Source organism: Pseudomonas sp. LBUM1664 (assembly GCF_059695895.1).
This window is the reverse complement of record NZ_CP166791.1, coordinates 4136228-4161695: the sequence shown is the minus strand read 5'-3', so window position 1 is coordinate 4161695 and position 25468 is coordinate 4136228. Positions and strand designations below refer to the sequence as shown.

Sequence of the window (25468 nt, the reverse complement as noted above, 5' to 3'; positions counted from 1 at the left end):
ATACATTGCGCGCTGCCGTTGCGCATCTTTTTCAAGGCCTCGTTTCTGCGGGGCTTTGTTTTCGGCCCTACTGCACCTCAGCAGTTTGACTGCTCACACGGGCCTCTTTTCCTCCAGCATGCACAATCGGAGGCGTTAGTGCAGGTCCTGCCTGCCGATGGAAAAGAAGTTAAAGTGCCCATCTACTGTCTAGAAGGGAATGACGCGTGGATAAGAACTCTGTTGAAGAGAAGAAAAACTTTCTAATAAATGGTTTTTCCGCAAGCTCCATCTCCATATTTATCGCAACAATTACCGCTGTAGGTGCATTGCTTGGTGCAGCAATAGGCGCGTACGCAACGGTATCGTCAGCTCAAAAAACCAGGGAGGAGAGCTGTATAAAACGGGTTGACGAGAGAGAAATGCTGACTCGAAAAAAAGCAGAGGTGCTCTTGGGCAGCATGGGAGGTTTTCTAGGCTCCATTGGCACGTCCAAGGAAATACCTACCGAGCCAGGAAGGGTCGTCATGCAGTCTGCTTTCAAGTTAACCGCGTACGCCCCGCTGGAGCTGAATGTTGTTGCGCTCAAGATAAGTGCAGCGATTTATTTAGGGCTCACCGCTCGTACCCCTGAGCAGCAGGAGAATGCAGTCCTCGCTGCGAGCGAATCATTTAAAGGATGGAACGAGAATTACATCAAGCTCATGAAGTCATTCGACGCTGAACGCAAGCAGTGCGCACAAAGGTGACGTCGTTCATGACTTGCTTCAGCTGGTTGATCCAACAAAACTCGGCTGCGCTTATCCGTTCCGCTGGTTGTCGTTGAGCGCGGAGGTAAGGGCATGCGGGTGGTGTCGGTGGGAAAGGGGAGTCGCTTAAGCGCTCGGCCTCAGTGCGTCCTGCTGACTGCTGCCCAGGAACTGCTGGGCTCGGAGGGGCTGCCAGGACGCTGTACGTTCGAATCGTGTCCATCCCCGCGCCCATTGCAGAGCCCGGCCATCGCGCCGAGTTTTATTTTGTTCAATCTTGATGTATAGCTGACTCTCCATAAGATGGCATGGAGCCAGGAAATGTCGGATGAAAGCAACGTATCAACCGTACAAGAGTTGTTGAACCAGCTTAGCGATCCGGTCGTTGAGCGAACTGAATGGTCTGGAAGGCAGACAGATTGGCTTCTACAATGGTTGGTGCAATTTGTTGCCAAGTCGAAAATTGAAATGGGGATCACTCTTTCAGTCGGCGGCAGTATGATTTCCGGCGACCTCGTTGGTCCTCAAGCGTATTTCGAACAGTTGGCTGAAGATCTTTCGGCACCCTTCAGCGCGTTCGAAGATCAGACCGCAGAGAAGATTAAAGAAGTCATCCTTGGCTTTAAACCTGCAGATCCTGAAAACGACGATCCTGCATTCCAGTTCCTTCATTTGAAGGACTGCAAAACCTACTCTGACATGAATGGCTCAATCGTTTCAGGCGGCGTCTTATGGAGAGGAAAGATTGCCTCCGTTGACGGATTTACGTTGGGCAGCGTGCGAAAGAATTAAATGCCCTCTAAACAGCCTCGGTTTTCCGGGGCTTTTTTATGCTCCCTGTCTTTTTTTGAGTGTCTAAGGCGGTTCTCTTGCTTATTGAGAGTTACGGGCAGGTCAACCATCAGCTTACATGTTTCAGGTCGCTCGGGTCTTCCTGCACACCCGGTAGTTAGGCTTGGGCGGTATTGGGGTCGCATAGCAGTTGGGGGACTAGACTGCCGTAGCCCATCATGAACAATCTGGCTTCGAAGGCGTGGCAGCGGTCTACCAGGCGTCTCGCTTGGCGAACAGCTCGGACCCTTCGAATACCGCGCGCATGATCCATCCCAATTGGAGTTGGCGCCTCGCCCAAAGGTGGTGGCTGGTGATAGAGAGTTGTGGGGATGCCGTTGTAGCCCAGCTTCAGGTGCTTTGGGGCTCGGATTTGGTCGCCGACGACGATGCCCGGCCCCCAAGCAAAGTCTAGTGTCATTGGCGCTGTGGTTCCGGTGTCTTGGCGGTACAGACGATATAGCAACGCGATGGCGGCACCTACCCGGCCGTCATAGATGGGGAGCCCGTGGTGTCGAGCAGGACATGGATCTTGGTCATGCTCGAGTCGAATCATAGGATGTTCTGCTTGGTAAGGTGGTTGAGCTACTGGTTACGGTCCAGCGCGAGCCGCGCCTGGCACTGCTTTAGGTAGTTCACTAAGCACGCCACATGCGTGGCGAACTCATTGCGTGCGCGAACCGCCAGGCGCAAGCGAATGCGCAGCCGGCGCAACTCCACTTTAACCGTCTCCCAATCCCCGCCCCACTGGTATTCCGCCTGAACCGCTTCGATACCTTGCAACTTGTTGTCGATCGCTTTGTGCACAAACCTGCTACGTGCGACGTTCAGATGCACTGGCAGAGTGGGGGTTTTCGATTAGCCACTCGATGAAGCCGAGCACGTCCGGTTGACCAGTATCTGGTGGGAAGGGGTCATAAGTGATTTCCAGTCAGGCGTCGCCCTCCGTGAGCGGATGCGACGTAGGTGTGGTGGCAATTTGATTTGGTATGAGGTATTTAATTGTCCTTTGTCGCACTGACTTAGCGATTTTGGTGATTGCGCGTCTCAGAACCGAATACGAGGAAGTTGAATTTGGCTATGCAAGGATTAGACGAAATATCGGTAGAGCTCCGGTATTCAGCACCAATGTTGGATTCGTATAATAAAAAAGAAGGTGTCTTGCAGCAGATTTTAACACCTGAGCCCATTCAGGTTAAATTAGATTCGGGAACTGACCCTTGGGTGGTGGCGATAGGGATTGGCAGTATGCTTTCATCTATGGTTATTGCTGTTTTTACTTATAAGGTTCAGCGAAATCAAACCAAGGCAAGTATGAGTGCTCTGCGTCACCATTGGATGAATGAAGTGAGAGAGGCTTCATCAGAATTTATACAGATTGTGGCCGGTCTAATTAATGAAATATCTCAAGTTACGGGTTTTAAAAATTCACCGAGCTATAATGATCAGAAAGCTAAAGCGTTGAGGCTTCAGATAAAGCTCAATCTGCTACTGAGCAAAGATTCGCCATTGGCGAGAGGCATAGTGGACAGTAGTGATAAGCTGCTAGTTGATTTGAAAAAAATGAAGCATGGCGAAAGAGTTTATCCGTATTTTCAGCAGGTCTCTAAGCTGGAAGATATGGTTAAAGATCAGTTGGAAAATGCTTGGAGAGACATACAAAGAGACTATGGTATGACTTCGAGAAGAAAATGGTGGTGTTTTTAATTTTCTCTTACAGGCGCATTAAAGTCTGGGCTATCTGGGTGGAGGATGGAGGATGGGTTATCGAACTAATCCTTGATATGGGGTGAGTTTGATTGAAACGTGTTCTGCCATTTCGTCGCCAGGGTCTCTTTGTAATTTTCGAAGGCTTTCATTCCAAAATGCCCGCACCACGTTCGTCCAGCGGTAGGAAAAATCGAAAAGAGCCTTGGCAATGGTCATGCTCTGAATCTGTCCACCGCTCGCCATGAGTGGGGAGCGGTCGAATGCCAAAAGCTGATCCCATACTTTTCGACATGGTCATTGTTTTAGCTTCAGCGGTTGCCAGGCTAACCTCCTAGGTCTTTAATCCGCGCCGAATTTGGCTCAATCCCAGTCCTTGGGCTTGGGAAAAGCTCACTACTGGTTGTTGAGAAAGAGCCCAGCCAACCGCTGGGCTTTTTCGTTCTTACTGCCAGCGAGGGCACAGTCAGGGTCCTAATTCACGGAGAAGTCTTTCGAGTCGCAGCTATTGTCGAGCTGACATTTATTGACTGGAACCAAGGGGCCGCCTGGCTCTATGGCGTCCAGTCGATACATAGTCAGGACGCCAGCGTGATAGCTACCAGGCACGCCTGGAAAACCGGCTTTTTCACCGTCCTCGAAGCGCCCATCATAGATCTGCACAATCTCACCGCTCTGCGGCGCGAGGCCTACAGAGACTCGTCCAGATGGACTGCAATGAATCATCATCACTGCATTGGTGCGGTGTGCGTCTGGCGACTCGTTAAATACCCGAACAATGTCGTGACCGTCGGGCTTGCGGCAGCTCTCCCCAGGGATTGATGCTGATACTCCTTCGGCCCAAGGCTGATCGGGAGAGGCAGTTGGAATGTAGAACATCAGATTGATACCGATGAGGGCATCAGATGGAAGCGGAGAGATCCAGTCTTCGAAGGTGTTCCTGGTGCCAACTAATGCAGATTCGAAGTTCTTTTTGATAAGGTCGGTTGTCGCTTCCAAGCAGGCTCCGCCAACAGTGGCGGCGATCACTATCACGCCTTTAGAGAGTTGCTTCTTGAATCTAATCATCGTTCGCAATCCTTGCGGGTATATTCAGAAACCCGGCGGACCGGGTTGAAGGGCTTTTTCTTTACTGGGATTCGTACGGGAAAGGGCGTGTCTGCGAGAGCAGATTAACCTGAAATGAGACGTACCATTTCGCACGTCTGCGCTGGGTTGGTTGACTGATGCGGTCAGGAACTAGGAGGCCTCATGAGCTGGTCAAGTAATCTTGGACACCCGTTAAGGTTTACGCGGCCAGTCGTATCCGCAGGGCTTCGCAGGTCAGCGTGGTATCGGAGATCATCGAAAACGACCCACCCACGATCCGGCGGGCGTACAAATCCAGAACCGCTGTGAAATAAGCCACCGTTTGCCGACCCTCAGACCGAGTGCATGCCCAAGAGCCACTGCGAACACGCCGAATGGACGACGAAGCGGCTGATTCGCTGGGCAGAACAGGCCGGGCCGAACACGGCTGGCGTCATCGCTCACATCCTTGAATGCCGAATCCATCTTCAGCACGGTTTGTGCGCCTGGCTGGAAGGGGGGCTGGATCAACAGCCAGAGCAGAGCTGCTGCATCCTCTCGGGAAATGCGTGAAGAACCAAATTTTTCGGGCCCACGTTCGTCCTCTCTGATAACGCCCGATATTTTTTCATGGGCGGCTCAATTCCGAGGACCCGTTCATGAACACCAGCATGACCGCGCACGCACCCTTCGTGCAGCTTGAAGAAGGCCTGCCCATGCGGGTATCGCCGACGCAACCCGGTGCTTCGCTGGCCAGTTGCGCCCACCCGTTGCGCGAGGTGGTCCAGACGTTCCTGGAGCGCAATGGCGGCATTCTCTTCAGTGGTTTCGACCCGTGCGGGGTTGAGGGTTTCCAGCAGTTCGCCAGCTCCTTCGGCCACCCCTTGCTCAGTTACGAATTCGGCTCCACGCCGCGCAGCCAGGTGGCCGGCGGGGTGTACACCTCCACCGAGTACCCGGCGCACCGTTCGATCCCGCTGCACAACGAGCAGGCCTACACCACCGAGTGGCCAATGCGCATCTGGTTCTATTGCGCCCAGGCGGCCGAGACCGGTGGCCAGACCCCGATCGCTGACAGTCGCGAGATTTACCAGCGCATCGACCCGGCCCTGCGTGAGCGCTTCGCCCGCAAGCGCCTGACGTATGTGCGCAACTACGGCAATGGCCTGGATGTGGCCTGGCAACAGGTGTTCAACACCCAAGACCCGGCCCAGGTGCAGGCCTACTGCCGCCAGCGCGGCATTGAGTGGGAATGGAAGAGTGACGGCGAACTGCGCACCCGCCAGCAATGCCAGGGTGTGGCCCAGCACCCGCGCACTGGCGACTGGGTGTGGTTCAACCAGGCGCACCTGTTCCACCTGAGCGCGCTGGACCCAGACATGCAGGAAGTGTTGCTCGACACCGTCGGCGAGGAAGACTTGCCACGCAATGTCTACTACGGCGACGGCAGCCCGCTGGAAAGTTCGGCGCTGGATGAGGTGCGCGGTGTGCTGGCCGATTGCGAGATTGTCTTCCCCTGGGCCAGTGGCGATGTGCTGATGCTCGACAACATGCTCACCGCGCATTCCCGTGCACCCTTTACCGGCCCCCGAAAAGTCGTGGTGGCGATGACCGAAGGCTACGGCGACAACCGCCCGCGCCCCGTCCCCGACGTCTGAACTCCGGGGCGCGACCATGCCCCGCGATTTCCCCCGTTTCAAGCCTTGCCCCTGAAGCGGATGACTAATTATCTGCAGTTGCGATCCGTTATATCTGACAAACCCGCACATCTTTTTCTACAGGAGAAACGTTCATGGCATTTGATCGCGAAGACGCTCAATACAAGGTGTTGGTCAACGAAGAAGAACAGTATTCGTTGTGGCCACACTGGAAGGATGTACCGGCCGGCTGGCGTGATACCGGCCAAGCCGGGCTCAAGCAGGAATGCCTGGACTACGTCGAGCGCGTATGGGTGGACATGCGTCCGTTGAGCCTGCGCCAGGCCATGCAAGCCCAGGCTGGCGAGTAATCGCGATGCGCCTGTACTGCCTGCCGTATTCGGGCGCCAGCGCCATGGTCTACGCCAAGTGGCAACGCCTGTTGCCCGCCTGGCTGCAACTGTGCCCGCTGGAGCTGCCGGGGCGCGGTCAGCGCTATGCCGACCCGCTGTACACCGACATTCGTCTGTTAGGCCAGCGCCTGGCGGGCGAGTTGGCCGTCCAGGCCGGCGACGACGTACCGTATGCGCTGTACGGCCACAGCCTGGGGGCGTTGCTGAGCTGGCACGTGGCCCAGGCGCTGGTCGAGCGGGGCTGCCGCTTGCCGTCGGCGTTGATTGTCTCCGGCACGGCCGCGCCCTCACTGCGTGATGACAGCGAACTGGCCCAGCCGCTGAGCGACGAGCGCCTGGTGGCGCGCTTGCAAGAGCTGGGCGGTACCCCCGCCTCGGTGTTTGACAACCCGCAATTGCTGGAGCTGGTGCTGCCGGTGCTGCGCGCCGATTTCCAGCTGTGCGGCAGCCACTGCTACACCGCTCATGCGCCCCTCGACCTGCCACTGCTGGTGATGGCTGGTCAGGACGACACTGCGACCCCCGAGCAACTACAGGCCTGGCGCCAGGAAACCCGCGGGCCCTTTGCCGTGCAGATGTTCGAAGGCGCTCATTTCTTTATTGGCAGCGCGCAGGACGCCGTGCTCACTGCCCTGCAGCAGTTTCTCGAGCCCCTGCGCGCGGCCTTGCCCGACAGCCCGCGCGCCCGCGCCGAGAAACACTCCTTTGTGCCGGTCAACCCGGCCTGAACCCCAGTCGGCCTGCTGGCTGAGCCGGCGCCGTTATCCGCAGACAGGTGAGTCATGAACCCTTCCTATGCAATGGGCCGCAATCTGGTCGAAATCCTCCGCGAGCACGCGCAGCGCCAACCCGAGCGGATTGCCTTGCGTTTCATCGACAAGCAGACCGAAACCGTCCTCACCTATCAACAGCTCGATGGCCGCGTGCGTGTACTGGCCGCGCGCCTGAGTGCCAGTACGGGCAAGGGGCAGCGGGTACTGCTGCTCTATCCGAGCGGTGTCGAGTACGTGGTGGGTTTCCTGGCCTGCCTGTACGCCGGGGTGATCGCCGTGCCGGCCTACCCGCCGCAGACCGTGCGCCCCCAGCACCTGCAACGGCTGTTGGGCATCCTGGCCGATGCCGAACCGTGCCTGGCGCTGTGCGAGGCGGCGCTGTGCCAGCCGCTGAGCGAGGCACTGCGTGGCGCCGGGGCCCAGGTGCCGCCGATCGAGGCACAGGCAGCCGGGCCGGCAGGGGAGAGCGACTGGTACCCGAGCGTGCCGGGTGCCGAGCAGATCGCCTTCTTGCAGTACACCTCCGGTTCTACCTCTGCGCCCAAGGGGGTAGAGGTCAGCCACGGCAACCTGGCGGCCAACGAACTGGCCATCCAGCAGGGCTTCGGTATCGGCCCGGACGATGTGATGGTCAGCTGGTTGCCGCTTTACCATGACATGGGCCTGATCGGCGGCCTCCTGCAAGCGCTGTACACCGGCATCCCCTGCGTGTTGATGGCCCCGGACTATTTCCTTGAGCGCCCGCGTCGTTGGCTGGAAGCCATTGCGCAGTACCGCGGCACCGTCAGTGGCGGCCCCGATTTCGCCTATCGTCTGTGCCTGGAGCGCATCCGCGACAGCAGCCTGCAAGGCCTCGACCTGAGTAGTTGGCGCGTGGCATTTACCGGTGCCGAACCCATCCGAATCGACACCCTGGAGGGCTTCGCCCAGCGCTTTGCCGCTCATGGCTTTGACCCGCGAGCCTTGATGGCCAGCTATGGCCTGGCCGAGGCAACCCTGTTTGTCGCCGGCAGCGTACGTGGTGGCGGCATCGGCCGGGTGCAGGTGGATGCCCAGGCATTGCGTGAAGGCCGTGGCGAACCGGGCACCGACCATGCAGCTGTCAGTTGCGGTCGAGTGGCCCCGGGGCATGCAATGCGCGTGGCGCACGTGCACAGCGGTGCAGAGCTTGCGCCTGGGTTGGTGGGGGAAATTCTGTTCAGCGGGCCAAGCGTGGCCCGTGGTTACTGGCGTAACCCCGAAGCCACCGCCAACAGCCGCCGCGTCCTGGACGGGCAGACCTGGCTGCGTACAGGTGACCTGGGTTTCGTCAAGGACGGCGAACTGATCGTGACCGGTCGCCTGAAAGACCTGATTATCCTGCGCGGGCAAAATCATTATCCGCAGGACATCGAGTACGCCGTGGAAGCCGCCGTCGATGCCGTGCGCGGAGGACGGGTCGCGGTGTTTGCCGTGGACACCGAGGATGGCTTGGAAGGCATTGGCCTGGCGGCGGAAATCGGCCGCTCCAGCGAGCACCGCGCGGACCTCGCCGGCCTGGTGCGCCAGATCCAGCGAGCGGTGAGCGCGGCCTGTGGTGAAGCGCCCTATCAGGTCACCCTGCTCGAACCTGGTTCCCTGCCCAAGACCTCCAGCGGCAAGGTGCAGCGCAATGCCTGCCGGGCTGCCGTCGGGGCCGGCACGATCGAGGCTTTCCACCAGCACACCGGCCCCATGATCGGCGACGCCGGCGCGCTGCCCGCCACCGCGCTGCAACAACAGGTCGCGCTGATCTGGCAGCAGCTGCTTGGCGGCGATCTGCCGGGGGTGGACGAGCATTTCTTCGACCGCGGCGGGGATTCACTCACGGCCGTGCAAATTATCGGCCGGGTGCGCGAACAACTGGGCCTGCAGGCCACCCTGGCGGACTTCTTTGAGGCGCCACAGTTGGGCGCCTTCGTGGATCTGGTGAGCACCCGGCCTGCCGACGCCAGCGCCTGGGCGCCGATCAGCCGCTGTGACACCGAACCTGCACTCTCGCCGGTCCAGCGGCGTTTGTGGTTCCTCTGGAAACTCGATCCGGCAAGCCCGGCCTACAACATCACTGGCCGCCTGCGCCTGCAGGGCATGCTCGATGAACCGGCGCTGCAAAGCGCCTTCGACAGCTTGCTGGCACGCCACGCGACATTGCGCACGCAGTTCGTCGAACAGGCTGGCACGGCGCGCGTGCTGATCCACGACCAGCGCGTGCTGCAGATTGCCCGCGAAGACTTGCGCGCCCAGCCGGACCAGGCCATGGCCCGCGCCGATGCCGAAGCCAACACCCCGTTCGACCTGGAGCGCGACCCATTGCTGCGGGTCCGCCTGCTGGCGCTGGGCGAGGCCGACCATTACCTGTTGGTCACCCTGCATCACATCGTCGGCGATGGCTGGTCGATGAATTGCCTGATCGATGAATTCTCCCGACTCTACGAGGCCGCCGTGCTTGGCCGCGTGGCGCAACTGCCGGTACTGACGGTGCAGTATCAGGATTTCGCCGCCGCGCAACATCAGTGGCTGGCCAGTGGCGAAGGCGAGCGGCAACTGGCGTACTGGAAGCAACACCTGGCCGACGAACCGCCGGCCCTGACGTTGCCGTTCGACCATCCACGGCCGGTGCGCTCCGCTGGCGCCGGGGGCAATGTCAGCGTGACCTTGCCCTCGGACCTGCTCAAGGCCTTGCGCCTGCTCGCACGTGATCACCAGGCCAGCCTGCCGATGGTGCTGCTGGGCGCATTCCAGACCTTGCTGATGCGCTATAGCGGCCAGCAACGGTTGCGCGTGGGCTCCACGGTAGCCGGGCGCGATCGCCTGGAAACCGAAGCGCTGATCGGGTTTTTCGTCAACATGCTGGTGCTGGAAGCCGACTTTTCCGACGACCCGAGTTTCAGCGACTTTCTGCGCCAGGTCCGTGACCATGCGCTGCAAGCCCAGGCCCACCAGCACGTGCCGTTCGAGCGACTGGTGGAAGCCTTGCACCCCGAGCGACACCTGAGCGGCAACCCGTTGTTCCAGGTGGCCTTCGACCACCAGTGGCAGCGCCTGGCCCCCTTGCAGCGCCTGCCAGGCCTGCAGGTGCTGGAACTGGCCCACGATCAGCGGCACACCCAGTTCGACCTGATCCTGCATTGCCTGGAGCGTGACGGCAGCCTGGCCGCGACCCTGACCTACAGCAGCGAACTGTTTGAACCTGCCACTGTGCAGCGCATGCTCGGGCACTGGGTTAACCTGTTGCACGCCATCGTCGCGGCGCCTGATCTGCCGGTCAGCCGTCTGAACATGCTCGATACTGGCGAGCAGTCGCAATTGCTCGGCCAGTGGAACGCCAGCGCCGCGCCGGCAGCGGCCTGCGCCGCCAGCCTGCACCAGGCATTCGAGACCCAGGCCGTGTGCCGGCCGTCGGCCATCGCCGTCAGCTACGCCGGCCAGACCCTCACCTATGCCGCGCTCAACGAACAGGCCAACCGCCTGGCCCATGCCTTGCGCGAGCAAGGGGTGCGGGCGGATGTGCGCGTGGGCCTGTCCCTGCAGCGTTCGCCGCAGCTGTTGGTCGGCCTGCTAGCGATTCTCAAGGCCGGCGGGGCCTATGTGCCACTGGACCCGGCCTACCCGGCAGAGCGCCTGGCGATGATGCTGCAAGACAGCGGCATTCAGCTGCTGGTCAGCCACTCGGAACTGGCCGAACGCCTGCCCCAGGGCGCTGTGCGCCCGGTGTTCCTCGACCAATACCCGGCGGCGCAGTACAGCGCCGCCAACCTCGACTTGCCGGTGAACCCGCAGCAACTGGCCTACGTGATCTACACCTCCGGGTCCAGCGGGCGCCCCAAGGGCGTGATGATCGGCCACCAGCAGGTGTTGCGTCTGTTCGCCGTCAGCCAGCCGTGGTTGCAGGCCAGCGAGGCGGATGTCTGGAGCCTGTTCCATTCCTATGCCTTCGACTTCTCGGTGTGGGAAATCTTCGGTGCTTTGCTGTATGGCGGCCGGGTAGCGGTGGTGCCGAGTGAAACCACCCGTTCTCCGGCCGACTTGCGTCGGCTGCTGCAGGAGGAGGGCGTCAGCGTCCTCAACCAGACCCCGTCGGCGTTTCGCGCCTTGATGCCCGAAGTGCTGGCCAGCGGCGTGTTACCACGGGCCTTGCGCCTGGTGATCTTTGGTGGCGAAGCACTCGACACGGGCAGCTTGGCGCCATGGTTCAATGCCTTCGGTGACCGCGGGCCGCAGTTGCTAAACATGTATGGCATCACCGAGACCACCGTTCATGTGACCCTGCATCGCCTGAGTGCGGCGGATGTGGCGGGCACCGCCAGCCCCATCGGCCTGCCTCTGGGCGACCTGCGCTGGTACTTTCTGGACGATGGCCTGAACCCTGTACCGGCCGGCGTGCCCGCCGAACTCTATGTCGGCGGCCCGGGCCTGGCCCGCGGTTACCTGAACCGTCCCGGCCTGAGCGCCGAGCGCTTTGTCGCCCATCCGTTCGCGGCCGGCGAGCGGCTTTATCGCACCGGTGACCTGGCCATCTGGCGCGCCGATGGTTCGGTGCACTACCTGGGTCGGCGTGACCAGCAGGTGCAACTGCGTGGCTTCCGAATCGAACTGGGCGAGATCCAGGCCTGCCTGCGCGCCCAGCCCAACGTGAGCGACGCATTGGTGCGGGTGGTGGGCAGCGACCAAGCCCAGCGCCTGGCCGCCTATGTGCTGGCCGATGCCGGCACCGTCAGCCAGGCGCGCGAAGGCGAATTGGTGGAGCAGTGGCGTGAAGTATTCGACGGCACCTACGACCCCAAGGCCCAGGCGCCGACCTTCACTGGCTGGAACGACAGCTACGACGACACGCCGATCCCCGAAGTGCAGATGCAGGAGTGGCTCGACGGCACCGTGGCGCGGCTCCTTGCGCTGGGAGCTCGGCGGGTGTTGGAAATCGGCTGCGGCACCGGTTTGTTGACCCAGTACCTGGCGCCGGCCTGCGCTGTGTACCGAGGTGCCGACCTGTCGGCTACCGCGGTGGCCGGCCTGTCCCGCTGGGTGCAGACCCAACCGGCCCTGCGGCACGTGCACCTGGATTGCCGCGAGGCCAGCGATTTCGACGGCCTGGCTCTGGAAAGCTTCGACCTGGTGGTGATCAACTCGGTGGCCCAGTACTTCCCCGACGTGGCGTACTTGGAGCGAGTGCTGGAGGGCGCTCTGGCCCGCCTGAGCCCCGGTGGCCGGATCTTCCTTGGCGACTTGCGCGCCTGGCCGCTGCAGCCGATGTTGCACAGCGCCGTCGCCTTGCACCGGGCGCCGGACGAACTGCCCTTGGCGCACCTGCGCGAGCGCATTCTCAAGGCCATGGGCGAGGACCAGGAGCTGCAATTGTCAACCGCCTGGTTCGACGGCCTGCAACGGCGCCTGGGCCTGGCGCGAGTGGAGTGTCAGTTGCGTCGCGGTTTTGCTGACAACGAGCTGACCCGCTACCGCTATGACGCCATTTTGCAACGCGGACCAGCCCAGGTAGTGACTGCTGCGGCCACCCCGGCGCCGGCCGAGCCCGCCGCGCTGGCTCGGCTGTTGACTGAGCAACGGCCGGCACGGGTGCTGGTCACCGGGCTTGCCAACCGCCGTCTCAGTGCTGACTTGGCGCTACGCGGGCTGCTGGCCGACTCGACGCTGGCCACCGCGGGCGAATTGCGCCAGCGCCTGGCTGCAACCCCAGCCAGCGGTATCGACCCCGAAGTGTACTGGGCCCTGGCCCGGGAGCATGGGTACAGCGCGCGAATCAGCTGGAGCCCGGGCGAGGAAGGCCGGTTCAACGTCGAGCTGCTGGCCGAGGGGGTCGCTTGCGAGCCCTTGGTCGGCGCCGCGCCGGACCCTGCGGCCATGGCCGACCCGGCCGATTGCAGCGATCCGTTGATCGCCCGGGTACGCCGCCAGTTGCCCACGCGCTTGCGCCAGGCCCTGGCCCACAGCCTGCCGGCGCACATGGTGCCGGCGCAGATCCAGGTGTTGCCGCGCTGGCCGCTGACGGCCAACGGCAAGCTGGACCTGGAGCGCCTGTCCGCCCATGACCCGCTGGCGGTGTCCGGGCAGGCCTTTGAGGCGCCGCGCAACCCCGTGGAGCTGGACCTGGCCGAGATCTGGCGCGAAGCCCTGGGTGTGGAGCGCATCGGCGTGCACGCCAACTTCTTCGAGCTGGGCGGGCACTCCCTGCTGGCCACCCAGGTGGTGGGGCGGATCAATGCCCAACTGGACCCTACCCTGACCCTGCGCGAATTCTTCGAAGCCCGCAGCCTGGCCGCCCTGGCCGAGCGCATCGGCGAAAGTGGCGGTCTGGCGGGGCTCGATGACGAGCTGGCGGCAGCCCTGCGCGAACTGGAAGGGCTCGACGACGCAGCCCTCGAACTCTTGGCCAAGGAACAAGCCTGATGAACGATATGTTGGCCTCCGTACAAAACCTGTCCCCGACCCAGCGCAAGGCGCTGCATGCCTTGATGGCGCGCAAGGGCATCGACCTGCATGCGCGCTTGCCGATGCAGGCCGTGTCCCGCGAGCAGCCGTTGCCGCTGTCGTTCGCCCAGCAGCGGCTGTGGTTCCTCTGGCAACTCGATCCCCAGGGCAATGCCTACAACGTGCCCGGCGCGATCCGCGTCAGCGGCCCGCTCGACCGCCCGCGTCTGGAGCAGGCCTTCGAGGGCCTGTACCAGCGCCACGAGGCGTTGCGCACCGTGTTCCGCCACGGCGACAACGGCGATACCCAGGTGATTCTGCCGGCGCAGCCGCTGGCCTGGACCAGGCACGATCTCGAACACCTGCCCCCGGAGCTGCGCCTGGCCCAAGCCCACACGCTGGCCGAGGCGGAAGCCCTGGCGCCGTTCGATCTGCAGCAGGGGCCGCTGTTGCGGCTGTCGCTGATCCGCCTGGCCAGCGACGATCATGTGCTGTTGGTCACCCTGCACCACATCGTCGCCGATGGCTGGTCGGTGGATATCCTGTTGCGTGAACTGGCCCAGCTCTACGGGCAACCGGACGCGGCCTTGCCCGACCTGCCGGTGCAGTACCCAGACTATGCACAATGGCAGCGTGAGTGGTTGGCGGCGGGTGAAAGCGACCGACAACTGGCCTGGTGGCGCGAGCAATTGGGCGACAGCCACCCGCTGCTGGCCCTGCCACATGACCGGCCACGCCCGGCGGTGCTCAGCGCTCAGGGTGGAAGCCATGCCTGGACTTTGAGCAAGGCGAACAGCGAGCGCGTCAAGGCCCTGGCCCGCAGCGAAGAGGTCACGCCCTTCGTGCTGTTGCTCGCCGTGTTCAAGGTGCTGTTGCACCGCTTCAGCGGCGAGACCGACCTGCGGGTCGGCGTGCCCTACGCCAACCGTCGTCGCCAGGAAGTGGAAGGGGTCATCGGTTTCTTCGTCAACACCTTGGTGTTGCGCACCCGCCTCGACAGCCACGGCAGTTTCCGCCACTGGTTGCGTGCGGTACAGGCCACCTCCATGGACGCCCAGGCCCACCAGGACCTGCCGTTCGAGCGGCTGGTGGAAGCCCTCAGGCCCGAGCGCAGCCTCAGCCACAACCCGCTGTTCCAGGTGAAGTTCAACTACGGCTTCGACACCTCGGTACTGCCCAGCCCGGCGGGGCTGGCGTTCACGCCAATGGACAACGCCTACCTGGGTGCACACTTCGACCTGGCTCTGGACATTACCGACAGCGCCGAAGGCTTCCAATGCGTGTTCACTTTCGCCCGCGACCTGTTCGATGGGCCCACCGTGGAACACTTCGCCACGGCCTTCAACGGCTTGCTCGAGCAGGTGCTGGCCCACCCCGATCAGCCGGTGCATGCCTTGGCCCGCGACGGGCAGGGGGCGCGACTCGACGGTGAGCTCGCCGCGTTCCCCCACGCCACCGTGCTTGAGGCTTGGCAGGCCCGCGTGGCCCGGCAGCCGCAGGCCCTGGCGGCTGGCGACGGGCACCGCAGCCTGAGCGTGGCGCAACTGGACGGCCGCGCCAACCACTTGGCGGCGCAATTGCTCGGCGCCGACCCCGGCGCCGTGATCGGCTTGAACCTGACGCGTGGGCTGGACTGGCTGGTGGGCCTGCTGGCCGTGCTCAAGACCGGCGCCGCCTGCGTGCCCGTGGACCCTGAGCAACCGGCCGATTACCGTGCCCGCGTACTGCGCAAGGCCGGCGTGCGGCTGGTGGTGTCCGGGCAGGCGCTGGACGGCCTGCAGACCTTGGCCCCACAGGCGCTCGAAGCGCCCCTGGCGCCCGCCGTGACGGTGCTGCCCGGGCAGCTTGCCTATGTGATTCACACCTCAGGCTCTACTGGCACCCCCAAGGGTGTCGCGATCAGCCACGGGGCCCTGGCCAACTACGTGCAGGCCCTGCTGGCGCGCCTGCAACTGGCGCCCGAAGCGAGCGCGGCGATGGTCTCCTCGGTGGCCGCGGACCTGGGCCACACCGCGCTGTTCGGTGCGTTGTGTTCTGACCGCGCGCTGTACCTGCCCGATGCCGATTGTGTGCGTGACCCGGATGCCTTCGCCCAGTTCATCGGCCAGCAGCGGGTTGGCGTGCTGAAAATCGTCCCCGGCCACCTTGCCGCGTTGCTCGAGGCCGGCCCTGGCGTGCTGCCCTGGCATGCCTTGGTGCTGGGCGGCGAAGCCTGCCCAGCCGGGTTGTTGCAGCGCATCCGCACGCTGGCGCCAGACCTGCGAATCATCAATCACTACGGCCCCAGCGAAACCACGGTCGGCGTGCTGACCCACGAATGGCATGCCGGCGACAGCCACTTGCCGTTGGGCCAGCCCCTGGCCAACCTGCAGGTGCGCATCCTCGACGAACATTTGCAAGCGGTGCCGCCGGCGGTGGCGGGCGAGTTGTACCTGGGTGGCGCAGGGCTGGCGCAGGGTTATCTGGGCCAGCCGGCGCTGACCGCCGAGCGTTTTGTCGCTGACCCCGACGGCCAGGGTCAACGGCTCTATCGCACCGGTGACCGCGCGCGGCTGGGGCGCGACGGCCAGGTGGAGTTCCTCGGCCGGATTGACGCGCAGTTGAAAATCCGTGGCTACCGGGTCGAACCGGAGGAGGTGGCGCAGGTGCTGCGTGGCCTGACCGGGGTCAAGGAGGCGGCGGTGACCTTTGACGAGGGCCTGATCGCTGCATGCGTGGTCACACCGTCCACTCAACTGTCGGCGTTGCAGGCCGCCCTGGCCGAGCAGTTGCCGGATTACCTGCAGCCCGGCCGCTGGCTGTTGCTGGAGGCGTTACCGCGCACGGCCAATGGCAAGCTCGACCACAAGGCCCTGGTGGCTCTGCTGCAGGTCGGCGAACACGCCGGCCCGGTGGATGAGCCGGTGCTGGAATTGCCTGCCAACGCCGAAGAGGCGACCCTGGCGCTGATCTGGTGCGAGGTGCTCAAGCGTGACCAGGTGGGCGTCACCGAAAACTTCTTCGCCCTGGGTGGCGACTCGATCCTGAGCCTGAAAATCATCGCCCGGGCACGCAAGCAAGGCATCAAGATCAGCCCGCAGCAGGTGTTCACCCATCAAACCATCCGCGAGCTGGTGGCCAGCCTACCGGCCGCCAAGCCAGCATCTGCACCGCTCGCCGAGAATCTGGCGCACGATCCGACGCTGCGCCAGGCACCGCTATCCGCCGGCCAGCAACGCTTGTGGTTCCTCTGGAAACTGCTGCCGAGCAGCAGCGCCTATCACATCCAGGCCGCGGTGCGCCTGCAGGGCAACCTGGACGCCGGCGTGCTGCGTGAAGCCTTCGAGCGCCTGACCCGTCGTCACGCCAGCCTGCGCACGGCTTTCATCGAAGAGCGCGGTGAGCCACGCCAACAGATCCTCGAGCAGCGCGCGCCGCAGTGGCACGAACAGGACTTGCGCGGTGCCGCGCAAACCTGGCGTTCACTGGTCACCTGCGCCGGTGAGCAGGTGTTCGACCTGGGCTGTGACAGCCTGCTGCGCGTGGGTCTGTACCGGCTTGAAGACAACACGTGGGTGGTGCACCTGACCCTGCACCACATTGTCGCTGATGGCTGGTCCATGGACCTCTTGGTCAACGAGCTGGTGCAGCACTATCGTCAGGTCATCGGTGGTGATCACACGCCACCCGCGCCGCTTGCCTTGCAATACATCGACTACGCCCGTTGGCAGAACGAGCGCCTGGGCGGTGCAATGGGCAAGGCCTTGCTCGACAGCTGGTGCCAACGCCTGCAGGACGTGCCGCGCACCCTCGACCTGCCGCTGGATTTCGCCCGCCCCTCGACCCCGGTCGCGGAAGGTTCGAGCCTGACCCGGCGTCTGTCGCAACCGTTGTGCCAGGCCCTGCAAGCGCTCGCCCAGGGCCATGGCACCTCGCTGTTCAGCCTGCTGCTGAGCGCGTTTGCCACTTTGTTGCAGCGCCACAGCGGCCAATCGGCCTTTGCCTTGGGCATCCCGGTGGCCAACCGTGAGCGCGTGGAACTCGAAGGGTTGATTGGCTTCTTCGTCAACACGCTGGCCTTGCCGATTCGCCTCGACCCCCAGGCGTCGTTCAGCGACACCCTCAAGCAACTTGGTGGCCAATTGCTCGACGCCCAGGCCCAGCAGGCCTTGCCGTTCGAACGGTTGGTGGAAGCCCTGCAACCGGAGCGCAGCCTCAGCCGCACGCCGCTGTTCCAGGTGATGTTCAGCCATACGCGGCTGCGCAGCGACGCCCTGAGCCAGTTGCCAGGGTTGACCGTGCAGCGGTTGCCAATGGTCAGCCACAGCACCCAGTTCGAATTGATGCTCAACAGCGAAGAACTGCCCGGCGGCGAACTGGAACTGACCTTCCACTACGCCAGCCAATTGTTTGCCGAGGTGCGCATACAGCGCCTGGCCGAAGCTTTCGAGCGGTTGTTACAGGGCATCGTCGCCGCGCCGGGTCGCGCGCTGGCCCACTATGAACTGATGTCCACCGAGCAGCGCCAGGCCGCCGTGGGCCTGGGCCAACCGCAGGCCCGGCACGGGGTGGACGAATGCCTGCACCAGGCCATCGCGCGCCAGGCCACCCGCCGCCCGCAGGCAATTGCCTTGTGGCAGTGGCCGCAACGGGCAGACCAGCTTGACTACGCGACCTTGGAGCAGCGGGCCAACCGCCTGGCTCATCGCCTGCAGCAACTGGGCGCCGGGCCGGAAATCTGCGTCGGCATTGCCATGGCGCGGGGGCTGGATTTGCTAGTGGCCGTACTCGCGGTACTCAAGGCCGGCGCCGCCTACCTGCCCATTGACCCGCAAGCGCCAGCCGAACGTCGTGATTGGCAGTTGGCTGACAGCGGTGCACCGCTGTTACTGGCCGACCAGCCACTGAGCCATGACAGCGCCCAGGTCCATGTTTTCGCCGCGCTCGAACAGTCGGCACGCGAGGCATCCGACCAGGCCCCGCACACCGACGTTGGCCCGGACAACCTGGCCTACGTTATCTACACCTCCGGTTCCACCGGCCGGCCCAAGGGCGTGCAGATTACCCATCGGCATGCCCTGCGCCTGCTGCACAGCGCCAATGCCGCCGGGATTGGACAGGGGGAGGATGAGGTCTGGACGCTGTTCCATTCCATCGCGTTCGACTTCTCGGTGTGGGAACTGTTCGCGCCGCTGGTGCAGGGCGCGCAGGTGGTCATCGTGCCCCAGGCCGTCACGCGCAACCCCGAGGTCTTCCTGGAACTGTTGCGTGATGCCCGGGTGACCGTGCTGAACCAGACCCCCAGCGCCTTCCTGGCCTTGCAGCAGGTGGTGATGGCGGCAAAGGTGCGGCCGGGCGAGCTGGCGTTGCGCCAGGTGGTGTTCGGCGGCGAAGCGCTGGAAGTGGCCAGCCTGCGTCCTTGGCTGCAGCACTTCGGTGCGCAGGCACCGGAGCTGATCAACATGTACGGGATCACCGAGACCACCGTGCATGTCAGCCACCGGCGCCTGCTGCTGGGTGACTTGACACGCATCCAAAGCCCCATCGGCCAACCTCTCGATGACCTTGACTGGTACGTGCTGGACGACTGCCTGGAGCCCACGCCCGTGGGGGTGGAAGGGGAGTTGTACGTCGGCGGTGCCGGGTTGGCCCGCGGCTACCTGGGTCGGCCCGGTTTGAGCGCCGAACGCTTCATTGCCCACCCCTTCAGCCCGCAACCGGGTGCTCGCCTGTACCGCAGCGGCGACCGTGCGCGGCGCAACGAAGACGGTCAGCTGGTGTATGCCGGCCGCGGCGATCAGCAGGTCAAGCTGCGTGGCTTTCGCATCGAGACCGGTGAAATCGAGGCGACGCTGTGCACCTGCCCGGGCATCGACGGTGCCGTGGTGCGGGTGTTCGATTCCCCCAGCGGCCCGCAACTGGTGGCCTGGCTGACCGGGCAGCCGCCCGCGCTAGGGGTGTTGCGCGAACACTTGGCCGAGCGCCTGCCGGACTACATGCTGCCGGCCTTCTATGTGCCCCTGGAGCACTGGCCGCTGACCGGCAACGGCAAGCTCGACGTGAAGGCGCTGCCCGCGCCCGACTGGCAGGGCCGCCAGGGCTACCGTGCGCCCCAAAGTGCGCTGGAACAGGCCTTGGCCGCGATCTGGTGCGAAGTACTGGGCCTGGCCCGAGTGGGCCTGGACGATCACTTCTTCGAACTGGGCGGCCATTCGTTGTTGGCCACCCAGGTGGTGGCGCGGGTGCGCGAGCGCTTGCAACTGGAACTGCCACTGGCCGAGGTGTTTGCCGTGCCGACGCTGCAGGCCCTGGCCGAGCGCCTGGCATCGCAAGCACCGCTGGCGCCGATTGACGGGCGTCCGGTGTTGCGTGCCTTGCAGCAAACCAGCTATCCGCTGTCCCCGGCCCAGCGCCGTTTGTGGCTGGTGGACCGTCTGGGCGACCGCGCCACTCGCAGTGCCTATAACCTGTGTGGCCGGCTGGCCTTTGACGGCCCGCTGGACGCCGCTCTGTTGCAGCAGGCATTGAGCGCCGTGGTCAGCCGTCACGACGTACTGCGCAGCTGTTACCCCGACGATGCTGCCGGCGAGCCTCTGGCGCAGATTCTGCCGCCGTTCAGTCTGGCGCTGCCGGTCGACGACCTCGCCGGCTTGAGCGCCGCCGAGCGCGAGCAAGCGTGCGCCCAGGCCAGCCGTGAAGAGGCGCAGACCCCCTTCGACCTGCAACGTGGGCCGCTGCTGCGGGCGCGTTTGCAACGTCTGGGCAGGGACCGTCACCTGCTGCACCTGAGCCTGCACCATATCGTCGCCGACGGTTGGTCGGTGGGCCTGTTGATCAGCGATTTCTGCGCCGCCTACTCGGCCTTGCTGGCTGGCCGCAGCGCTACCTTGCCGGCCCTGGCTGTGCAGTACGGCGACTACGCGGTGTGGCAGCAGCGATTGTGGAACGAAGGCTACCAGCAGGCCGAGCTCGACTACTGGCGCCAGGCGCTGGACGGCGCCCCGCGCAGCTTCGACCTGCCCGGCGCGCGGCCACGGCCGGCGGTGGCGACGGCCAGCGGGCAGGCCCATGAGTTTGAGCTGGACGCTACCTTGGTGGCTCAAGTGACGGCACTGGCCAACGCCCGGCAGGCCACGCCGTTCATGGTGCTGCTGGCCAGTTTCCAGTGGTGGCTGCATGAGCTGACCGGCAGCCAGGACCTGCTACTGGGTACCGACCTGGCCGGGCGCGAAGAGTCGGTGCTGGAAGCGCTGGTAGGCTTTTTCGTCAACGTGGTGCCGGTGCGTTCGGTGCACACGCCGGGCATGACCTTCGTCGACCTGCTGCAGGCGACCCGCCAGCAATCGCTGCAAGCCTTCGCCCATGCCAGCGTGCCTTTCGACCGCCTGGTGGACGCCGTCGGCGTACCGCGCGACCGCAGTCGCAACCCGCTGGTGCAAGCGCTGTTCGTGATGCACAACCAGCCCCGCGAGGACTTCCAGGTGCCCGGCCTGCAGATCCAGATGCAAGCGCCTGGCCAGGCGTCCTCCAAGTTCGACATGGCGCTGTTCCTGCAGCCCCGCGACGCTGCCTTGGCGGTGCGCTGGGTGTATGCCGATGCGCTGTTCGACGCTGAAACGATCCAGACCCTTGCCCGGCAGTGGTTGCTGTGTTTGCAAAGGGTATTGAACGCCCCTCATACGGTAATGGAAGAACCCACCATGCCTCAATCATCCTCGCCTCAAGCACAGCCTGTGGAACCGGTTGCCCGCAGCGGTGGCCGTCGTGACCGCCTCAAGCGTTTCCTGGAAGCCGCCGATGCACCCGTGCCCATCGTGGCCCCAGACACCCTGAAAACCCGTCCCCTGCGTGCCGGCCAGCGCTTCGTGCTGGTCATCGAGCCTCACGAACCGGGGCTGGACCCGGTGGCTTGGGCCATCGCCCACCGTTCGCGCATCGATGCACTGCTGGTCGAGCACGCGGGGCTGTTGTTCCGTGGTTTCGAGCTGCGCAGCTCGACCGATTTCGAGGCCTTCGCCGAAGCCCTGCACCCGGGCCTTTACGGGGCCTATGGTGACCTGCCGAAGAAGGAAGGCGGGCGTAACACTTACCGCTCCACGCCGTACCCCGAACAGCAGATGATCCTCTTTCACAACGAAAGCGCCCACACTGGCCGCTGGCCGCGCAAGCAGTGGTTCTTCTGCGAACTGCCGTCCACCGTCGGCGGCGCCACTCCCATCGTCGACTGCCGCGAGATGCTCGAGCACCTGCCGGCCGACCTGGTGGAGCGCTTCGAGCGGCGTGGCCTGTGCTACTTGCGCACCTTCACCCGGCGCCTGGACGTCAGTTGGCAGGACTTCTATGGCACCGACCAGCGCGAGGAAGTGGAGCGCCGTTGCCGTGAGGCCGGCATCACCTGGCAATGGCTGTCCGATGACGAGCTGCAGACCCGCACGCCGGGGCCTGCGGTGATTCGCCATCCGCTGTCCGGGGCGCGCTCGTTCTTCAACCAGGTGCAGTTGCACCACCCTTCGTGCCTGGATGCACAGGTGCGCCGCGACCTGATCGCCATGGTCGGCATCGAGCGCCTGCCGCGCAACGTCCTGTATGGCGACGGCGAACCCATCGATGACGCCACCATGCAACGTATCGGTGAAGCCTATGAAGCCTGCGCCGTGCGCTTTGACTGGCTGCAGGGCGACGTGGTGATGCTCGACAACATGCTCGCCGCCCATGCTCGCGACCCTTACTCGGGCCCGCGCAAGATCGTCGTGGCCATGGGTGAGCTGACTGACCGTACCGCCCTTGAACCTGGAGCACGACCATGACCGAACACAGCACCCCGCTGCGCACCCTGGCCCTGAGCAGCGGCCAGCGTGCCGCCCAGGTTTTCGACCAGGCCGGCAACGGCAACGACAACCAGCTCAGTCTGATCTGCAATGGCCCGCTGAACCCCGAGCAGGTCCGCCAGGCCTTGCAGCGGGTGTTCGACAGCCAGTGGGGGCTGCGCTGCGACTTTGCCAGCGTCGCCGGTTACCGGGAGTTGCGGGTTCGCCCGAACGCCCTGGCCGAGTGGCAATGGCACAGCGAAGACCTGCGCGCCCTGGGCGACCCCGTGGTGCAGTTTGCCCGGCGCTTGCAAGCGCCAGCGCCGGGGCAAGGCCTGCGTGCCAGCCTCTATCGCATGGGCGAGCAAACCTTCGGGCTGCGCCTGAACCTGAGCCGCCTGCATGGCGACACCACCAGTCTGGAACAGTTGATTAACCTGCTGGGCGAAGCCCTGCAGGCGCCGCTGGTGGACAATGTGCTGTATGCGCGCTGGCTGGAGTGGCAAAGCAGCGCGGCCAATGCCGAGGATGCCGAGGAGGGCCGGGCATACTGGCAAGCGCGCTTGCAAACGCCGTTTGTCGAGGCGCGCCTGGCCGTGCGCGGCGAGGTCGATACCGCCAGCGCCATGGCCAGCGATTGCCAGACCGTGTACTTGAGCTCGGACCAGGGCTGCGCTTGGCAGAGGCTGTGCGAGGCCCGTGGCTGGCTGCTGGAAGATGCCCTGCAGACGGCCTGGTGGGCGCTGCTGGCGCACTTGGGCGACGGTACCTGTGGCGGCGGCTGGCTGTATGACCCGCGGGCCGATTACCCTGAGTTCTCCAGTGCGTTGGGGGCGTTTACCCACGTGCTGCCGGTGTCGCTGGAGCGAATCGATCAACCGTTCAGTGCCCTGGTCAGCACCTTCAGCGCCCAGTGCGAAGGGCACCGCGATTGGCAGGATCACTGGCCGCTGGCCGGCGTGCAACCGCCGTCCATGGCCTGCGGCTTTGCCTTTGTCGCCAGCAGTGCCACGTTACCGGCCGGCTGGCAGATCACGGCGCGGCCGAGCGTGCTGCCGGGCGCCGAACTGTGCCTGGTGGTGCGTCAGGATGCGCTCAACGGCATCGAACTGAGCCTGGAGCACAGGTCTGCATTTTACCCGGCTGTCGAGGCGGCGGGCCTGCTGGAACAATACCGTCATCTGCTGCTGGGGTTGTTGGCGCAACCCGATGCCCGGCCGGCCGACATCGACCTGAGCGCCGCGCCCCTGGCCGACGCCAGCCTGGCCTCGATTGAAAACGTGCTGCCGGCGATCGGTCCCAGCCAGTCGGTCGCCAATTGGGCGCGCATGCGCCCCGACGCCGAGGCCCTGGCGGGCAGTGATGAGCAAGGCCGGCCAGTCGTGCTGACCTATAGCGAACTGGATGCTCAGGTCGAGCACCTGGCCCAGGTGTTGCGTCAGCGCGGCGCCGGGCCGGGTACCTGCATCGGCCTGAACTTGCCGCGCTCGCCGCAGTTGGTCATCGCTGTGCTGGCGGTGTTGCGCAGTGGTGCCGCCTATGTGCCCCTGGACCCTGGCTGGCCGGCGCAACGGCGCGAGGCCATTCAAGCGCAGGCGCATGCGCTGTTGATTATCGACGAGCTAACGACTCTGCTGGCAACACCCTGTGCGACCCGTGCGGCGTTGCCACTGCCGGCCCCCGACAGTGCTGCCTACCTGTTGTTCACCTCCGGCTCCACCGGGGTGCCCAAGGGAGTGGTCATCGAGCACCGCCAACTCAATACCTACCTCGGCGCCTCTGCCCAGGCGCTGGGGCTCAAGGCGTGCCGCAGCTTCGGCCTGACCTCCAGCGTGGCCGCCGACTTGGGCAACACCACTCTGTTCGGTGCCTTCGAACAGGGTGCCCGCCTGGCGGTGGCCAGCGAGGCCGAAACCCTCGATGGCGCGGCGTTCCAGGCGTTCGTGCGGCGCCACGGGATCGACTGTCTGAAAATGACCCCGTCGCACGTACGGGCGTTGATAGGTGACGGGCCCGCGGACTTGCCAGCCACCCTGGTCCTGGGCGGAGAAGCCGTGCCGGCGGTGACTTTGCGTCGGCTGTTCGAGGCGCGTCCGGACCTGCGTCTGTTTAACCACTATGGCCCCACCGAAACCACCGTGGGTGTGCTGACCCAGGCACTGTCGCGCAGCCAGGCCAACACTGCCGCGACCCTGGAGCAGGTGCTGGCCGGTAGCCGGGTCCGTGTGCTTGACGCCCAGGGCCGTCCCGTGGCGAGGGGCGCGCGTGGTCAGTTGTACATCGGCGGCGCGCAGTTGGCGCGCGGTTACCTGCAGGCCGAGGCGGGCGGGGCCTTCGGCGAGGATCCGTGGCTGGCTGGCGAACGCCTGTACGCCAGCGGCGACTCGGCGTGCCTGCGGCATGACGGGCGCCTGCAGTTGCTCGGGCGTCAGGACCTGCAGATCAAGGTGCGGGGCTACCGCGTGGAACCGGCAGAAATCGAGGCGGCACTGTTCGAGCAGGTCGCAATCACCCAGGCTGTGGTGGTGGCCGTGGCGGGACCCGATGGCGACGCTGTATTGCACGGGCACGTGGTGGTGCAACCGGCGCCCAACGACCCGGCGCAGTACCTGGAGTCACTGCGCGAAGCACTGGCCCGGCGTTTGCCGAGCGCATTCGTGCCGGGGCGTTGGCACCTGCACCGTGAACTGCCGCGCCTGGCCAATGGCAAGCCGGACCGCCAGGCCCTGCTGGCCGTGTCGACCCGCCCCGAGGAGGCTGCCCCGGCGCTCGCCCGCCGGCAGCCGGCCAGCGCCCTGGAGCACCTGCTGCTGCAGCGCATGGCGGCCTTGCTGGAGCTGCCGAGCCTTGGCGTGGAGGATGATTTCTTCAACGCCGGAGGGCACTCGCTGCTGGTGATAAAACTGATGGGTGGCCTGCGCGACACCCTGGGCATCGAGCCGCCACCGGGAGTGGTGTTCGATTTCCCCAGTGCGCTGGAATTGTCCGCCGCCCTGCTGCCCTATGAAAGTGTCCCCGGCCAGCTTGAGCGCAATGCCGAGCAGGCGTTGAACCTGTCACTCGTCGAACCGGCCTGACCATACC

Annotated in this window: 12 protein-coding genes and 1 pseudogene; 10 read left to right on the top strand and 3 right to left on the bottom strand. The window is 64.3% G+C overall.

All coding sequences use genetic code 11. The features are described 5' to 3' along the window. Positions 1-206: 206 nt before the first annotated feature. Both ACA047_RS19135 and gvpU read left to right on the top strand, forming a co-directional pair. Positions 207-728 carry a hypothetical protein gene (locus ACA047_RS19135; RefSeq protein ID WP_497351946.1) on the top strand — a complete coding sequence of 174 codons (522 nt, stop codon included), beginning with the start codon at positions 207-209 and terminating at the stop codon, positions 726-728. 321 nt (positions 729-1049) lie between these two features. Continuing rightward, entirely contained in the window at positions 1050-1520 is a 471-nt protein-coding gene (gene gvpU / locus ACA047_RS19130; protein WP_497351944.1) for a gas vesicle accessory protein GvpU, read from the top strand. A gap of 624 nt (positions 1521-2144) precedes the next feature. Here gvpU and ACA047_RS19125 read toward each other — a convergent pair. Further along, positions 2145-2366: a hypothetical protein gene (locus ACA047_RS19125; RefSeq protein ID WP_497351942.1), complete on the bottom strand. Its 222-nt coding sequence runs from the start codon at positions 2364-2366 to the stop codon at positions 2145-2147. Positions 2367-2633: 267 nt separating this feature from the next. Between ACA047_RS19125 and ACA047_RS19120 the strand changes: the two genes are divergently transcribed. After that, positions 2634-3266, top strand: coding sequence for a hypothetical protein (locus tag ACA047_RS19120; protein ID WP_497351940.1), 633 nt, complete (start codon positions 2634-2636; stop codon positions 3264-3266). Positions 3267-3323: 57 nt separating this feature from the next. Here ACA047_RS19120 and ACA047_RS19115 read toward each other — a convergent pair whose 3' ends face one another. Continuing rightward, the gene (locus ACA047_RS19115) at positions 3324-3485 is read right to left on the bottom strand and encodes a hypothetical protein (RefSeq protein WP_497351938.1); all 162 of its coding nucleotides are present in this window, start codon (positions 3483-3485) and stop codon (positions 3324-3326) included. Between the two features lie 255 nt (positions 3486-3740). Next, positions 3741-4334, bottom strand: a complete 594-nt coding sequence (locus tag ACA047_RS19110; protein ID WP_497351936.1) for a hypothetical protein — start codon at positions 4332-4334, stop codon at positions 3741-3743. 354 nt (positions 4335-4688) lie between these two features. On the opposite strand from ACA047_RS19110, the pseudogene ACA047_RS19105 reads away from it, so the two are divergent. From ACA047_RS19105 to ACA047_RS19075, 7 genes and pseudogenes are all read left to right on the top strand, one after another. Beyond that, positions 4689-4847 (top strand): annotated as a pseudogene (locus ACA047_RS19105) (IS21 family transposase); the annotation flags it as partial. 146 nt (positions 4848-4993) lie between these two features. Continuing rightward, on the top strand, positions 4994-5992 hold the full coding sequence (locus ACA047_RS19100) for a TauD/TfdA family dioxygenase (protein ID WP_497351934.1): 999 nt from the start codon (positions 4994-4996) through the stop codon (positions 5990-5992). Positions 5993-6126: 134 nt separating this feature from the next. Further along, positions 6127-6342: an MbtH family protein gene (locus ACA047_RS19095; protein ID WP_497351932.1), complete on the top strand. Its 216-nt coding sequence runs from the start codon at positions 6127-6129 to the stop codon at positions 6340-6342. A 5-nt stretch (positions 6343-6347) separates the two neighbouring features. After that, on the top strand, positions 6348-7112 hold the full coding sequence (locus ACA047_RS19090) for a thioesterase II family protein (protein ID WP_497351930.1): 765 nt from the start codon (positions 6348-6350) through the stop codon (positions 7110-7112). 54 nt (positions 7113-7166) lie between these two features. Next, positions 7167-13577, top strand: a complete 6411-nt coding sequence (locus tag ACA047_RS19085) for an amino acid adenylation domain-containing protein (protein ID WP_497351928.1) — start codon at positions 7167-7169, stop codon at positions 13575-13577. Then, positions 13577-22384: an amino acid adenylation domain-containing protein gene (locus tag ACA047_RS19080; RefSeq protein WP_497351926.1), complete on the top strand. Its 8808-nt coding sequence runs from the start codon at positions 13577-13579 to the stop codon at positions 22382-22384. The genes ACA047_RS19085 and ACA047_RS19080 overlap by 1 nt, the downstream gene beginning before the upstream one ends. Next, entirely contained in the window at positions 22381-25461 is a 3081-nt protein-coding gene (locus ACA047_RS19075) for a non-ribosomal peptide synthetase (protein WP_497351924.1), read from the top strand. Before ACA047_RS19080 ends, ACA047_RS19075 begins: the two co-directional genes overlap by 4 nt. Positions 25462-25468 lie beyond the last annotated feature (7 nt).

Coding starts and splice junctions, on each gene's coding strand:
- gvpU (WP_497351944.1), top strand. CDS start 1,050: ATGTCGGATGAAAGCAACGTATCAACCGTACAAGAGTTGTTGAACCAG.
- ACA047_RS19115 (WP_497351938.1), bottom strand. CDS start 3,485: ATGACCATTGCCAAGGCTCTTTTCGATTTTTCCTACCGCTGGACGAAC.
- ACA047_RS19110 (WP_497351936.1), bottom strand. CDS start 4,334: ATGATTAGATTCAAGAAGCAACTCTCTAAAGGCGTGATAGTGATCGCC.
- ACA047_RS19100 (WP_497351934.1), top strand. CDS start 4,994: ATGAACACCAGCATGACCGCGCACGCACCCTTCGTGCAGCTTGAAGAA.
- ACA047_RS19095 (WP_497351932.1), top strand. CDS start 6,127: ATGGCATTTGATCGCGAAGACGCTCAATACAAGGTGTTGGTCAACGAA.
- ACA047_RS19090 (WP_497351930.1), top strand. CDS start 6,348: ATGCGCCTGTACTGCCTGCCGTATTCGGGCGCCAGCGCCATGGTCTAC.
- ACA047_RS19085 (WP_497351928.1), top strand. CDS start 7,167: ATGAACCCTTCCTATGCAATGGGCCGCAATCTGGTCGAAATCCTCCGC.
- ACA047_RS19080 (WP_497351926.1), top strand. CDS start 13,577: ATGAACGATATGTTGGCCTCCGTACAAAACCTGTCCCCGACCCAGCGC.
- ACA047_RS19075 (WP_497351924.1), top strand. CDS start 22,381: ATGACCGAACACAGCACCCCGCTGCGCACCCTGGCCCTGAGCAGCGGC.